Source organism: Streptomyces sp. NPDC086080, from assembly GCF_044540255.1.
Lineage (GTDB): Bacteria > Actinomycetota > Actinomycetes > Streptomycetales > Streptomycetaceae > Streptomyces.
In genome coordinates, this window is the sequence record NZ_JBITRU010000004.1 from 165,648 (window position 1) to 178,192 (window position 12,545).

The following is a 12,545-nucleotide window of genomic DNA, read 5'->3' on the forward strand; positions in this document are numbered from 1 at the left end:
GACATGCTGATCCCCCGTAGGGTCAAGCACCGCAAGCAGCACCACCCGAAGCGCCGCGGTCAGGCCAAGGGCGGTACGACGGTCGCGTTCGGCGAGTACGGCATTCAGGCCCTCACGCCGGCGTACGTGACCAACCGCCAGATCGAGGCGGCCCGTATCGCGATGACCCGCCACATCAAGCGTGGCGGCAAGGTCTGGATCAACATCTACCCGGACCGCCCGCTCACGAAGAAGCCTGCCGAGACCCGCATGGGTTCCGGTAAGGGTTCGCCGGAGTGGTGGATCGCGAACGTGCACCCGGGCCGGGTCATGTTCGAGCTGTCCTACCCCAACGAGAAGATCGCCCGTGAGGCCCTCACTCGCGCAGCCCACAAGCTGCCGATGAAGTGCCGGATCGTCAAGCGCGAGGCAGGTGAAGCGTGATGTCGGCCGGTACCAAGGCGTCCGAGCTGCGCGAGCTGGGTGACGAGGAGCTTCTGGGGAAGCTCCGCGAAGCCAAGGAAGAGCTGTTCAACCTCCGCTTCCAGGCGGCGACCGGACAGCTTGAGAACCATGGCCGTCTGAAGGCGGTCCGCAAGGACATCGCGCGGATCTACACCCTGATGCGCGAGCGTGAGCTGGGCATCGAAACGGTGGAGAACGCCTGATGAGCGAGAACAACGTGACTGAGACCAACCCCGAGGTCCGGGGCGACCGTAAGACCCGCGAGGGCATCGTCGTCAGCGACAAGATGGACAAGACCGTCGTCGTCGCCGTCGAGGACCGCAAGAAGCACGCGCTGTACGGCAAGGTCATCCGCAGCACGAGCAAGCTCAAGGCCCACGACGAGCAGAACGCCGCCGGTGTCGGCGACCGCGTCCTCCTGATGGAGACCCGGCCGCTGTCGGCGACGAAGCACTGGCGCATCGTCGAGATTCTCGAGAAGGCCAAGTAGGCGGTTCCCGCAAGGGAACCCCCACAAGTCAGTTCCTGCGGGGCATCCCTCGCAGGGCAGTTCCGCCAGGCTCCGGGGGCCGTTCGCCCAAGCTCATGAACGGCCCCCGGGGAACCGGCAGACAAACAGGAGATAGACGTGATCCAGCAGGAGTCGCGACTGCGCGTCGCCGACAACACGGGGGCGAAGGAAATCCTTTGCATCCGTGTGCTCGGTGGCTCCGGTCGCCGCTACGCGGGCATCGGTGACGTCATCGTCGCCACCGTCAAGGACGCGATCCCCGGTGGCAACGTGAAGAAGGGTGACGTCATCAAGGCGGTCATCGTTCGCACCGTCAAGGAGCGCCGCCGTCCGGACGGCTCGTACATCCGCTTCGACGAGAACGCCGCCGTCATTCTGAAGAACGACGGCGACCCTCGTGGCACCCGTATCTTCGGCCCGGTCGGCCGAGAGCTGCGCGAGAAGAAGTTCATGAAGATCATCTCCCTCGCGCCGGAGGTGCTGTGAGCATGAAGATCAAGAAGGGCGACCTGGTCCAGGTCATCACCGGCAAGGACAAGGGCAAGCAGGGCAAGGTCATTGCCGCTTACCCGCGCGAGGAGCGTGTCCTGGTCGAGGGTGTCAACCGGGTCAAGAAGCACACCAAGGCCGGCCCGACCGCAGGCGGTTCGCAGGCCGGCGGCATCGTGACCACCGAGGCCCCCGTCCATGTCTCCAACGTCCAGCTGGTCGTGGAGAAGGACGGCAACAAGGTCGTCACGCGCGTCGGTTACCGCTTCGACGACGAGGGCAACAAGATCCGCGTTGCCAAGCGGACGGGTGAGGACATCTGATGACGACCACCACCACTCCGCGTCTGAAGACGAAGTACCGCGAGGAGATCGCGGGCAAGCTGCGTGAGCAGTTCTCCTACGAGAACGTCATGCAGGTTCCCGGCCTCGTCAAGATCGTGGTCAACATGGGTGTGGGCGACGCCGCCCGCGACTCCAAGCTGATCGAGGGCGCCATCCGCGACCTCACCACGATCACCGGCCAGAAGCCGGCCGTCACCAAGGCCCGTAAGTCCATCGCGCAGTTCAAGCTGCGTGAGGGCCAGCCGATCGGTGCCCACGTCACCCTTCGTGGCGACCGCATGTGGGAGTTCCTGGACCGCACCCTGTCGCTCGCGCTCCCGCGCATCCGCGACTTCCGCGGTCTGTCCCCCAAGCAGTTCGACGGCCGTGGCAACTACACCTTCGGTCTCACGGAGCAGGTCATGTTCCACGAGATCGACCAGGACAAGATCGACCGCACCCGGGGCATGGACATCACCGTGGTGACCACGGCGACCAACGACGAAGAGGGCCGCGCCCTTCTCCGTCACCTCGGCTTCCCGTTCAAGGAGGCGTGAGCGAGATGGCGAAGAAGGCTCTCATCGCGAAGGCTGCTCGCAAGCCCAAGTTCGGAGTGCGCGGATACACCCGCTGCCAGCGCTGCGGTCGTCCGCACTCCGTGTACCGCAAGTTCGGCCTGTGCCGCGTGTGCCTTCGTGAGATGGCTCACCGTGGCGAGCTGCCGGGCGTGACCAAGAGCTCCTGGTAGTCCCGGTAATTCCGGACTCCCAGGGCTCTCGGTAAGCAAGGGGACGGCAGGAGGCCCACGCCGCATGGCTTAGGCTTGTGGGGTTGGGCACCTGCCGTGCCCGCACGCACGCGGGCGCCGCCCGCTCATGTTTGCTTACTACGCCGTAGGTCCACCGCGCCGCACCCGTCCCGTCTCGGATCGGGGAGAGGGATGGCGCACCAGGAAACCCCGGCGAGAGAGGCCGAAGGCCAATTCATGACCATGACTGATCCGATCGCAGACATGCTTACGCGTCTGCGGAACGCGAACTCGGCGTACCACGACACCGTGGCGATGCCGCACTCGAAGATCAAGTCGCACATCGCGGAGATCCTCCAGCAGGAGGGCTTCATCACGGGCTGGAAGGTCGAGGACGCCGAGGTCGGCAAGAACCTCGTCCTGGACCTGAAGTTCGGTCCCAACCGTGAGCGCTCCATCGCGGGCATCAAGCGGATCTCCAAGCCCGGTCTCCGGGTGTACGCGAAGTCCACCAACCTGCCGAAGGTGCTCGGCGGCCTCGGCGTGGCGATCATCTCCACGTCGCACGGGCTCCTCACCGACAAGCAGGCCGGCAAGAAGGGCGTGGGTGGGGAAGTCCTCGCCTACGTCTGGTAGCGGAAGGGAACGGAGGAAACAGCTATGTCGCGCATCGGCAAGCTCCCCATCGCGGTTCCCGCCGGCGTGGACGTCACCATCGACGGCCAGACGGTCTCGGTCAAGGGCCCCAAGGGCACGCTGACCCACACCGTCGCGGCGCCGATCGAGATCGCCAAGGGTGAGGACGGCGTCCTGAACGTCACCCGCCCCAACGACGAGCGTCAGAACAAGGCCCTGCACGGCCTGTCCCGCACGCTGGTGGCGAACATGATCACCGGCGTGACCCAGGGTTACGTGAAGAAGCTCGAGATCAGCGGTGTCGGTTACCGCGTGCTCGCCAAGGGTTCGAACCTGGAGTTCTCCCTCGGCTACAGCCACTCGATCACGGTGGAGGCCCCCGAGGGCATCACCTTCAAGGTCGAGAACCCCACCCGCTTCTCGGTCGAGGGCATCGACAAGCAGAAGGTCGGCGAGGTTGCGGCCAACATCCGCAAGCTGCGCAAGCCCGACCCGTACAAGGCCAAGGGTGTCAAGTACGAGGGCGAAGTCATCCGCCGCAAGGTCGGAAAGGCGGGTAAGTAAGCCATGGCATACGGGCAGAAGATCCTCAAGGGCGACGCCTACAAGCGTGCCGCTATCAAGCGTCGTCACATCAGGATCCGCAAGAATGTCTCTGGTACCGCAGAGCGTCCGCGCCTGGTCGTGACCCGCTCCAACCGCCACATCGTGGCGCAGGTGATCGACGACCTGAAGGGCCACACGCTGGCTTCGGCGTCCACGCTGGACGCATCGATCCGTGGTGGCGAGGCCGACAAGTCCTCGCAGGCCAAGCAGGTCGGTGCCCTGGTCGCGGAGCGCGCCAAGGCCGCCGGTGTCGAGGCTGTCGTGTTCGACCGCGGTGGCAACCGGTACGCGGGGCGCATCGCCGCCCTGGCGGACGCCGCCCGCGAGGCCGGACTCAAGTTCTGAGTCGGTTCCGTAGCTAGCGGAAACAGAGAGAGGTAATTCCAATGGCTGGACCCCAGCGCCGCGGTGGCGGTGCCGGTGGCGGCGAGCGGCGGGACCGGAAGGGCCGTGACGGTGGCGCATCCGCCGCCGAGAAGACCGCGTACGTTGAGCGCGTTGTCGCGATCAACCGCGTCGCCAAGGTTGTGAAGGGTGGTCGTCGCTTCAGCTTCACCGCGCTGGTCGTGGTGGGCGACGGTGACGGCACCGTGGGTGTCGGATACGGCAAGGCCAAGGAGGTGCCGGCCGCCATCGCCAAGGGCGTTGAGGAGGCCAAGAAGCACTTCTTCAAGGTCCCCCGCATCCAGGGCACCATCCCGCACCCCATTCAGGGTGAGAAGGCTGCCGGCGTCGTGCTGCTCAAGCCCGCGTCCCCGGGTACCGGCGTGATCGCCGGTGGTCCGGTGCGCGCCGTGCTCGAGTGCGCCGGTATCCACGACGTGCTGTCGAAGTCGCTCGGCTCCGACAACCAGATCAACATCGTGCACGCGACCGTGGCGGCCCTCAAGGGCCTGCAGCGTCCCGAGGAGATCGCGGCCCGCCGTGGTCTGCCGCTCGAGGACGTCGCCCCCGCGGCTCTGCTCCGCGCACGTGCCGGGGCGGGTGCGTAATCATGGCGCAGCTCAGGATTACGCAGGTCAAGTCCTACATCGGCAGCAAGCAGAACCACCGTGACACCCTGCGTTCCCTTGGTCTCAAGGGCATCAACACGCAGGTCGTCAAGGAGGACCGCCCCGAGTTCCGCGGCATGGTGCACACCGTCCGCCACCTCGTGTCGGTCGAGGAGGTCGACTGATCATGGCGGAGCAGAACCCGCTCAAGATCCACAACCTCCGTCCTGCCCCCGGCGCCAAGACCGCGAAGACCCGTGTCGGTCGTGGTGAGGCGTCGAAGGGTAAGACGGCCGGTCGTGGTACCAAGGGCACCAAGGCCCGTTACCAGGTTCCGGAGCGCTTCGAGGGCGGCCAGATGCCGCTCCACATGCGTCTCCCGAAGCTGAAGGGCTTCAAGAACCCGTTCAAGACCGAGTTCCAGGTCGTGAACCTGGACAAGCTCGCCTCCCTCTACCCCGAGGGTGGAGAGGTCACGGTCGAGGACCTGGTCGCCAAGGGTGCCGTGCGCAAGAACAGCCTCGTCAAGGTCCTGGGCCAGGGCGAGATCTCCGTGGCGCTGCAGGTGACGGTCGACGCCGTCTCCGGCTCCGCCAAGGAGAAGATCACCGCCGCCGGCGGTACCGTCACCGAGCTCGTCTGAGTTCCTCAGGTGTCCCGATGACGTAGAGCGATCCCGACCGGGGATACCCCACAAATGGGGTATCCCCGGTTGGTCGTTCCTAGGGGGGCGGTGTCGCCGGTAAGGTGGCCTGCGCTGCCCATTGACCTCGGGAGCCCCATACGGGGCACTCACGGCGGCAGTTGACCGTTACGTAATCGTCCTTAGTCGGAATCTCAAGACCGTCACCCTTGACGCAGTTGCGCGGGGGGTCGCAGGAGGCACCGTGCTCACCGCGTTCGCCCGGGCGTTCAAGACGCCCGACCTGCGCAAGAAGCTGCTCTTCACGCTCGGCATCATCGTCGTGTACCGCATCGGTACGAACGTCCCGATTCCCGGTGTCGACTATCGCAACGTCCAGGCCTGTATCGACAACGCCGAGGCCGGCCAGGGCCTGCTGGGTCTGGTCAACATGTTCAGCGGCGGCGCGCTGCTCCAGATCACGATCTTCGCGCTGGGCATCATGCCGTACATCACCGCGAGCATCATCCTGCAGCTGCTGACCGTCGTGATCCCGCGTCTGGAAGCCCTGAAGAAGGAGGGCCAGGCCGGTACGGCGAAGATCACGCAGTACACCCGTTATCTGACGGTCGCGCTCGCCATCCTCCAGGGCACCGGCCTGGTGGCCACCGCCCGCAGCGGCTCCCTGTTCCCGGGCTGCCCCGTCGCCGGCCAGATCGTCCCGGACCAGTCGATCTTCGTGACCGTGACCATGGTCGTCACCATGACCGCCGGTACGGCCGCCGTGATGTGGCTCGGTGAGCTGATCACCGACCGCGGTATCGGCAACGGCATGTCGATCCTGATGTTCATCTCGATCGCCGCGACCTTCCCCTCCGCCCTGTGGGCCATCAAGGAGCAGGGCAGCCTGGCGGACGGCTGGATCGAGTTCGGCACCGTCATGATCGTCGGCTTCGTCATGGTCGCCCTGGTCGTCTTCGTCGAGCAGGCCCAGCGCCGGATCCCGGTGCAGTACGCCAAGCGCATGATCGGCCGTCGTTCCTACGGGGGAACGTCCACCTACATCCCGCTCAAGGTGAACCAGGCGGGTGTGATCCCCGTCATCTTCGCGTCGTCGCTGCTCTACATTCCCGCCCTGATCGTCCAGTTCTCCAATTCCCAGGCGGGCTGGGCGACCTGGATCACCAAGAACCTGGCGGACACCGGTGCGACGCCGCACATCATCCTGTACTTCCTGTTGATCGTTTTCTTCGCGTTCTTCTACGTGGCCATTACCTTCAACCCCGAAGAAGTCGCCGACAACATGAAGAAGTATGGTGGCTTCATCCCGGGCATCCGGGCTGGCCGACCGACCGCTGAGTACCTGAGTTTCGTACTCAACCGGATCACCTGGCCGGGTTCGCTGTATCTGGGCCTGATCTCTCTCGTGCCGACAATGGCGTTGGCTGGTTTCGGGGCAAACCAGAACTTCCCGTTCGGCGGGACCAGCATCCTGATCATCGTGGGTGTCGGTCTCGAGACCGTGAAGCAGATCGAGAGCCAGCTCCAGCAGCGCAATTACGAAGGGTTCCTCCGCTGATGCGAATCGTCCTCGTCGGGCCGCCGGGTGCCGGTAAGGGTACGCAGGCCACCCGCCTTGCCGAGAAACTGCGCATCCCGCACATTTCCACGGGCGACCTGTTCCGCGCCAACATCAGCCGGCAGACCGAGCTCGGGAAGCTCGCGAAGTCGTACATGGACGCGGGCAATCTCGTCCCCGACGAGGTCACCATCGCCATGGCCAAGGACCGTATGGAGCAGCCCGACGCCGAGGGCGGCTTCCTGCTGGACGGTTTCCCGCGCAATGTGTCGCAGGCCGGGGCGCTGGACGAACTGCTGCAGACCGAGGGCATCAAGCTGGACGCCGTGCTCGATCTGGAAGCCCCCGAGGACGAGGTCGTCAAGCGCATCGCCGGGCGCCGGGTCTGTCGCAACGACTCCGCGCACGTGTTCCACGCGACGTACAGCCCGCCGAAGCAGGAGGGTGTCTGTGACACCTGCGGTGGTGAGCTGTACCAGCGGGACGACGACTCGGAGTCGACGGTGCGGACGCGGCTGGAGGTCTACCACACGCAGACCGAGCCGATCATCGACTACTACCGGGCGCAGGGGCTGGTGGTGACCATCTCGGCGATGGGGCCGGTCGACGAGGTCACGGAGCGGGCGCTGGAGGCGCTGAGGAGCGGTAAGTAGGTCGTGCGGTCCGGCTGCAGCCGCGGTCCCCTTGCAGGGGGCCGCGGCTGTGGCTTGGGCGGGGGGTGTTGCGCAGCCCGGCGCTTGCGGGGTGCCGTCGCGCCCACCCGTGCCGCCCTGCGGCACGACTGCCCGCGGAGGGGCGGTGCGGCTGCCGGCGGTGGGGCGGGGTGGTGCGGGAAGGGCGCGGCTGCCCGCGGAGGCGGGGGAGCGGCCCACGACTGCCCGTGGTGAGGCGGGGAGTGGCGTGGGGGTGGGTGGTGGCCGGGAATAGGTGTGACTGCTCGCGGGGCAGGGGGAGCGGGCCCGTATCGTTGGAAGCGTTCGTACTTCTCCGCTGGTCGCAGAAAGGCCGTCGTCCCCATGGTGCAGATCAAGAGCCCTGAGCAGATCGCCAAGATGCGCGAGGCGGGGCTGGTCGTTGCCGCCATCCACGCGGCTACCCGTGAGGCCGCCGTGCCCGGGGCCTCGACGAAGGATCTGGACCAGGTCGCCCGCAAGGTGCTGGCCGAGCACGACGCCAAGCCGAACTTCCTCGGCTACGGGGGTTTCCCCGCCACCATCTGCACCTCGGTGAACGAGGTCGTCGTCCACGGCATCCCCTCCGACGACGTCGTCCTCAAGGACGGCGACATCATCTCCATCGACTGCGGCGCGATCATCGACGGCTGGCACGGTGACGCCGCCTACACCGCCTTCGTCGGGTCCGGCCACTCCGCGGAACTGGTCGAGCTGTCCCGGGTGACCGAGGAGTCGATGTGGGCCGGCATCGCGGCCATGAAGCAGGGCAACCGGCTCGTCGACATCTCCCGCGCGATCGAGACGTACATCCGCCGCCAGCCGAAGCCGGGCGGCGGCAAGTACGGGATCATCCAGGACTACGGCGGGCACGGCATCGGCACCGAGATGCACATGGACCCGCACCTGCTGAACTACGTCGAGCGCAAGCGGGGCAAGGGCCCGAAGCTGGTTCCCGGCTTCTGCCTCGCCATCGAGCCGATGGTCTCCCTGGGCACCCCGAAGACCGAGGTCCTCTCCGACGACTGGACCGTCATCACCACCGACGGCACGTGGTCGTCCCACTGGGAGCACTCCGTCGCCCTGACCGAACAGGGCCCACTGGTCCTGACGGCACCCGACGGAGGCAAGGCCAAACTGGCCGAGTACGGGATCACGGCGGCGCCGGATCCCCTCGGCTGACGGCGGAACCGGCGGCGTCCGCCGGTCGCGGGCCGGAGGCCGGCGCAGCCGCGCGAAGCCTGTGAGGCGCTCCGGCGCCGAGCCCGCGAGCGTGGCGTCGGGGATGGGTCGGAGGCACGGCCGAACCGGCCGAGTACGGGATCATGGCGGCGCCCGATCCGCTCGGCTGACGGCGGGCCTCGGTGGGGGCCGCAGGCGGGAAGCCGGGGTCTCCGGGTTAAGGATCTCCGGTGTGGGGCAGGATTTCTCGATTCGTGTTTCCGGGTGCGCTGACGTAGACTGACTCGTCGGCTCTTGTGCACCCGCATGTCTGCATGTAATGACTGTGTTCTCACGCGGTGCACGCCAGAGTCGATCAAGGTAGTCGATTCGAAGGGCGAAGCGTGGCCAAGAAGCAAGGTGCCATCGAGATCGAGGGCACTGTCGTCGAGTCTCTTCCGAACGCCATGTTCAAGGTCGAGCTCCAGAACGGCCACCAGGTCCTGGCACACATCAGCGGCAAGATGCGTATGCACTACATCCGCATCCTCCCTGACGACCGGGTCGTGGTGGAGCTGTCTCCGTACGACCTGACGCGTGGCCGGATCGTCTACCGGTACAAGTAGATCTTGCCCGCTCCCCGGCCCGCCGGGGTGATGGCACTGACCCGGAGAACCTCACACCCATGAAGGTCAAGCCGAGCGTCAAGAAGATCTGCGACAAGTGCAGGGTGATCCGCCGTCACGGCCGGGTCATGGTCATCTGCGACAACCCGCGCCACAAGCAGCGCCAGGGCTGACCGCAGCACGATCGACCCTCTGCGACTTTCGCAGAACTTCGCGCGACGCGAGCAACACACGTTCATACGCAGGTCCCGAGCCGCACGGCTCGACACCCCCGGCTCGGAGGCCGGGGACCCGGTCCGTACCTCGTACGGCGGGCTGGGATCCGGCCCTGTGGAAGACCTCCGACAAGCAACTGGAGCCATTGAATGGCACGCGTTTCCGGTGTTGACATCCCGCGCGAAAAGCGCGTGGAGATCGCCCTCACCTATGTGTTCGGCATCGGCCGGACCCTTTCGCAGCAGACGCTGGCCGCCACCGGCGTCGACCCGAACACCCGCGTTCGCGACCTCTCCGAGGAGCAGCTCGTCGCGATCCGTGAGTTCGTGGACAACAACATCAAGACCGAGGGTGACCTCCGTCGCGAGATCCAGGCCGACATCCGCCGCAAGGTCGAGATCGGCACCTACCAGGGTCTGCGTCACCGCCGTGGTCTGCCCGTCCGCGGTCAGCGCACCAGCACCAACGCGCGTACCCGCAAGGGCCCGCGTCGCGCCATCGCCGGCAAGAAGAAGCCGGGCAAGAAGTAGTCCTCAGCGGACGCTCATCCAGCGGTCTTGCTGCAGGACCGACCACCTCCCGTAGGAGTTATAGATGCCCCCCAAGGGTCGTCAGGGCGCTGCCAAGAAGGTGCGCCGCAAGGAAAAGAAGAACGTCGCTCACGGCCACGCGCACATCAAGAGCACGTTCAACAACACGATCGTCTCGATCACGGACCCGTCCGGCAACGTGATCTCCTGGGCCTCCGCCGGCCACGTCGGCTTCAAGGGCTCGCGGAAGTCCACGCCGTTCGCCGCGCAGATGGCCGCCGAGTCGGCTGCCCGCCGCGCCCAGGAGCACGGCATGCGCAAGGTCGACGTGTTCGTCAAGGGCCCGGGCTCCGGTCGTGAGACCGCGATCCGCTCCCTGCAGGCCACGGGCCTCGAGGTCGGCTCCATCCAGGACGTCACCCCGACCCCGCACAACGGCTGCCGTCCGCCGAAGCGCCGTCGCGTCTGACGACGCACGGCCGGCTTCGTTCGGCTCCGGGTTCCGGGCGGTACGGCTCGTCAGGGCCGTATCGCCCGTACCCTTGTAGTACCCGTGCCTCTCACCGGGTGCGGTTTCCGTCGGACGTCAAATAGCGGGCGTCCACGAGAGAAGGATCTGATCCACACATGCTGATCGCTCAGCGTCCCTCATTGACCGAAGAGGTCGTCGACGAATTCCGCTCCCGGTTCGTGATCGAGCCGCTGGAGCCGGGCTTCGGCTACACCCTCGGCAACTCCCTCCGCCGTACCCTCCTGTCGTCGATCCCCGGTGCCGCTGTCACCAGCATCCGCATCGACGGCGTCCTGCACGAGTTCACCACCGTGCCGGGTGTCAAGGAGGACGTCACCGACCTGATCCTCAACATCAAGCAGCTGGTCGTCTCCTCGGAGCACGACGAGCCGGTCGTGATGTACCTGCGCAAGCAGGGTCCGGGTCTGGTCACCGCCGCCGACATCGCCCCGCCGGCCGGTGTCGAGGTGCACAACCCCGACCTCGTCCTCGCCACGCTCAACGGCAAGGGCAAGCTGGAGATGGAGCTGACGGTCGAGCGCGGCCGCGGTTACGTCTCCGCCGTGCAGAACAAGCAGGTCGGTCAGGAGATCGGGCGCATCCCGGTCGACTCGATCTACTCGCCGGTTCTCAAGGTCACCTACAAGGTCGAGGCGACCCGTGTCGAGCAGCGCACCGACTTCGACAAGCTGATCGTCGACGTCGAGACCAAGCAGGCCATGCGTCCCCGCGACGCCATGGCGTCGGCCGGTAAGACCCTGGTCGAGCTGTTCGGTCTGGCCCGCGAGCTCAACATCGACGCCGAGGGCATCGACATGGGCCCGTCCCCCACGGACGCCGCCCTCGCCGCCGATCTGGCGCTGCCGATCGAGGAGCTGGAGCTCACCGTTCGGTCGTACAACTGCCTCAAGCGTGAGGGCATCCACTCCGTGGGTGAGCTCGTCGCGCGCAGCGAGGCGGACCTGCTCGACATCCGCAACTTCGGTGCGAAGTCGATCGACGAGGTCAAGGCGAAGCTGGCCGGCATGGGCCTGGCCCTCAAGGACAGCCCGCCCGGATTCGACCCGACCGCCGCCGCGGACGCCTTCGGGGCGGACGACGACGCGGACGCCGGGTTCGTGGAGACCGAGCAGTACTGAGAGCTCGGGCTCGGCCGGTTCGTTTTCGGCTGAGTGCCCGTTGTGGCTGCCCGCGCAGTTCCCCGCGCCCCTTTGGGGCGCGGACCCTCCGGGGCGCCGGAAAAGGCGCCCCGGATCTCCGACAGACGACCGTCTGCTCGGATACTGACTCCGGTACCTGATACGGCCGGGGCAGACACTGAGGAGAAACACCATGCCCAGGCCCACCAAGGGTGCCCGTATGGGCGGCAGCGCCGCGCACGAGAAGCTGCTTCTCGCGAACCTCGCGAAGGCGCTGTTCGAGCACGGCCGCATCACCACCACCGAGGCGAAGGCGCGCAAGCTGCGTCCGTACGCCGAGCGTCTGGTCACCAAGGCGAAGAAGGGCGACCTTCACAACCGCCGTCAGGTGCTCCAGGTGATCACGGACAAGAGCATCGTCCACACGCTCTTCACCGAGATCGGCCCGCGGTACGAGAACCGTCCCGGTGGCTACACCCGCATCACCAAGATCGGTAATCGCCGTGGCGACAACGCGCCCATGGCCGTCATCGAGCTGGTCGAGGCGCTGACGGTCGCGCAGCAGGCGACTGGCGAGGCGGAGGCCGCGACGAAGCGTGCGGCGAAGGACGCGGAAGCCGCTGAGGCCGCTGAGGCGAAGGCGGACCTGACCAAGGACGAGGCTGCGGAGGCCGCCCCGGCTGAGGAGTCGAAGGACGCGTAAGCGTCTGCCGGGGGTCTGACGATCGCGGCTGCGGCTTC

22 protein-coding genes are annotated in these 12,545 nt (G+C 66.6%); all 22 read left to right on the forward strand.

Features of this window, described 5'->3' with window-relative positions; genetic code table 11:
- The first annotated feature begins 3 nt into the window (after positions 1-3).
- The 22 genes from rplP to rplQ all read left to right on the forward strand — a co-directional run bounded on the left by rplP (position 4) and on the right by rplQ (position 12,507).
- Entirely contained in the window at positions 4-423 is a 420-nt protein-coding gene (gene rplP, locus ACIF9R_RS06750; RefSeq protein WP_004927269.1) for a 50S ribosomal protein L16, read from the forward strand.
- Positions 423-647 carry a 50S ribosomal protein L29 gene (gene rpmC / locus ACIF9R_RS06755; RefSeq protein WP_030221001.1) on the forward strand — a complete coding sequence of 75 codons (225 nt, stop codon included), beginning with the start codon at positions 423-425 and terminating at the stop codon, positions 645-647. The genes rplP and rpmC overlap by 1 nt, the downstream gene beginning before the upstream one ends.
- Positions 647-934: a 30S ribosomal protein S17 gene (gene rpsQ, locus ACIF9R_RS06760; protein ID WP_103546599.1), complete on the forward strand. Its 288-nt coding sequence runs from the start codon at positions 647-649 to the stop codon at positions 932-934. Before rpmC ends, rpsQ begins: the two co-directional genes overlap by 1 nt.
- A 138-nt stretch (positions 935-1,072) precedes the next feature.
- Entirely contained in the window at positions 1,073-1,441 is a 369-nt protein-coding gene (gene rplN, locus ACIF9R_RS06765) for a 50S ribosomal protein L14 (protein ID WP_003992364.1), read from the forward strand.
- A 2-nt stretch (positions 1,442-1,443) separates the two neighbouring features.
- Entirely contained in the window at positions 1,444-1,767 is a 324-nt protein-coding gene (gene rplX, locus ACIF9R_RS06770) for a 50S ribosomal protein L24 (protein WP_192229674.1), read from the forward strand.
- The gene (gene rplE / locus ACIF9R_RS06775; protein WP_030860981.1) at positions 1,767-2,324 is read left to right on the forward strand and encodes a 50S ribosomal protein L5; all 558 of its coding nucleotides are present in this window, start codon (positions 1,767-1,769) and stop codon (positions 2,322-2,324) included. The genes rplX and rplE overlap by 1 nt, the downstream gene beginning before the upstream one ends.
- A gap of 5 nt (positions 2,325-2,329) precedes the next feature.
- On the forward strand, positions 2,330-2,515 hold the full coding sequence (locus ACIF9R_RS06780; protein ID WP_003948630.1) for a type Z 30S ribosomal protein S14: 186 nt from the start codon (positions 2,330-2,332) through the stop codon (positions 2,513-2,515).
- 237 nt (positions 2,516-2,752) lie between these two features.
- On the forward strand, positions 2,753-3,151 hold the full coding sequence (gene rpsH, locus ACIF9R_RS06785) for a 30S ribosomal protein S8 (protein ID WP_004927242.1): 399 nt from the start codon (positions 2,753-2,755) through the stop codon (positions 3,149-3,151).
- A 24-nt stretch (positions 3,152-3,175) separates the two neighbouring features.
- The gene (gene rplF, locus ACIF9R_RS06790) at positions 3,176-3,715 is read left to right on the forward strand and encodes a 50S ribosomal protein L6 (RefSeq protein ID WP_399975292.1); all 540 of its coding nucleotides are present in this window, start codon (positions 3,176-3,178) and stop codon (positions 3,713-3,715) included.
- A gap of 3 nt (positions 3,716-3,718) precedes the next feature.
- Positions 3,719-4,102, forward strand: a complete 384-nt coding sequence (gene rplR, locus ACIF9R_RS06795) for a 50S ribosomal protein L18 (protein ID WP_042165110.1) — start codon at positions 3,719-3,721, stop codon at positions 4,100-4,102.
- A gap of 41 nt (positions 4,103-4,143) precedes the next feature.
- Positions 4,144-4,749 carry a 30S ribosomal protein S5 gene (gene rpsE / locus ACIF9R_RS06800; RefSeq protein WP_399975295.1) on the forward strand — a complete coding sequence of 202 codons (606 nt, stop codon included), beginning with the start codon at positions 4,144-4,146 and terminating at the stop codon, positions 4,747-4,749.
- Positions 4,750-4,751: 2 nt separating this feature from the next.
- On the forward strand, positions 4,752-4,934 hold the full coding sequence (rpmD, locus tag ACIF9R_RS06805; protein ID WP_329137026.1) for a 50S ribosomal protein L30: 183 nt from the start codon (positions 4,752-4,754) through the stop codon (positions 4,932-4,934).
- A gap of 2 nt (positions 4,935-4,936) precedes the next feature.
- A complete protein-coding gene (gene rplO, locus ACIF9R_RS06810; RefSeq protein WP_004927223.1) occupies positions 4,937-5,392 on the forward strand; it encodes a 50S ribosomal protein L15 in 456 nt (151 codons plus the stop codon).
- 244 nt (positions 5,393-5,636) lie between these two features.
- Positions 5,637-6,950 (forward strand): preprotein translocase subunit SecY, encoded by a 1,314-nt coding sequence (gene secY / locus ACIF9R_RS06815; RefSeq protein WP_399975299.1) that lies wholly within the window; start codon positions 5,637-5,639, stop codon positions 6,948-6,950.
- On the forward strand, positions 6,950-7,603 hold the full coding sequence (locus tag ACIF9R_RS06820) for an adenylate kinase (RefSeq protein ID WP_399975302.1): 654 nt from the start codon (positions 6,950-6,952) through the stop codon (positions 7,601-7,603). The genes secY and ACIF9R_RS06820 overlap by 1 nt, the downstream gene beginning before the upstream one ends.
- 363 nt (positions 7,604-7,966) lie before the next feature.
- Positions 7,967-8,803 carry a type I methionyl aminopeptidase gene (gene map, locus ACIF9R_RS06825; RefSeq protein WP_399975304.1) on the forward strand — a complete coding sequence of 279 codons (837 nt, stop codon included), beginning with the start codon at positions 7,967-7,969 and terminating at the stop codon, positions 8,801-8,803.
- A 383-nt stretch (positions 8,804-9,186) separates the two neighbouring features.
- The gene (gene infA, locus ACIF9R_RS06830) at positions 9,187-9,408 is read left to right on the forward strand and encodes a translation initiation factor IF-1 (protein ID WP_003948620.1); all 222 of its coding nucleotides are present in this window, start codon (positions 9,187-9,189) and stop codon (positions 9,406-9,408) included.
- Positions 9,409-9,467: 59 nt separating this feature from the next.
- Complete coding sequence (gene rpmJ / locus ACIF9R_RS06835; protein ID WP_003974245.1) at positions 9,468-9,581, forward strand: 50S ribosomal protein L36; 114 nt, start codon at positions 9,468-9,470, stop codon at positions 9,579-9,581.
- A gap of 192 nt (positions 9,582-9,773) precedes the next feature.
- Positions 9,774-10,154 carry a 30S ribosomal protein S13 gene (gene rpsM, locus ACIF9R_RS06840; RefSeq protein ID WP_006140893.1) on the forward strand — a complete coding sequence of 127 codons (381 nt, stop codon included), beginning with the start codon at positions 9,774-9,776 and terminating at the stop codon, positions 10,152-10,154.
- A 64-nt stretch (positions 10,155-10,218) separates the two neighbouring features.
- The gene (gene rpsK, locus ACIF9R_RS06845) at positions 10,219-10,623 is read left to right on the forward strand and encodes a 30S ribosomal protein S11 (protein ID WP_003956432.1); all 405 of its coding nucleotides are present in this window, start codon (positions 10,219-10,221) and stop codon (positions 10,621-10,623) included.
- A 158-nt stretch (positions 10,624-10,781) separates the two neighbouring features.
- A complete protein-coding gene (locus ACIF9R_RS06850; RefSeq protein ID WP_003966937.1) occupies positions 10,782-11,804 on the forward strand; it encodes a DNA-directed RNA polymerase subunit alpha in 1,023 nt (340 codons plus the stop codon).
- Positions 11,805-11,997: 193 nt separating this feature from the next.
- A complete protein-coding gene (rplQ, locus tag ACIF9R_RS06855) occupies positions 11,998-12,507 on the forward strand; it encodes a 50S ribosomal protein L17 (RefSeq protein ID WP_399975307.1) in 510 nt (169 codons plus the stop codon).
- Positions 12,508-12,545: the final 38 nt, after the last annotated feature.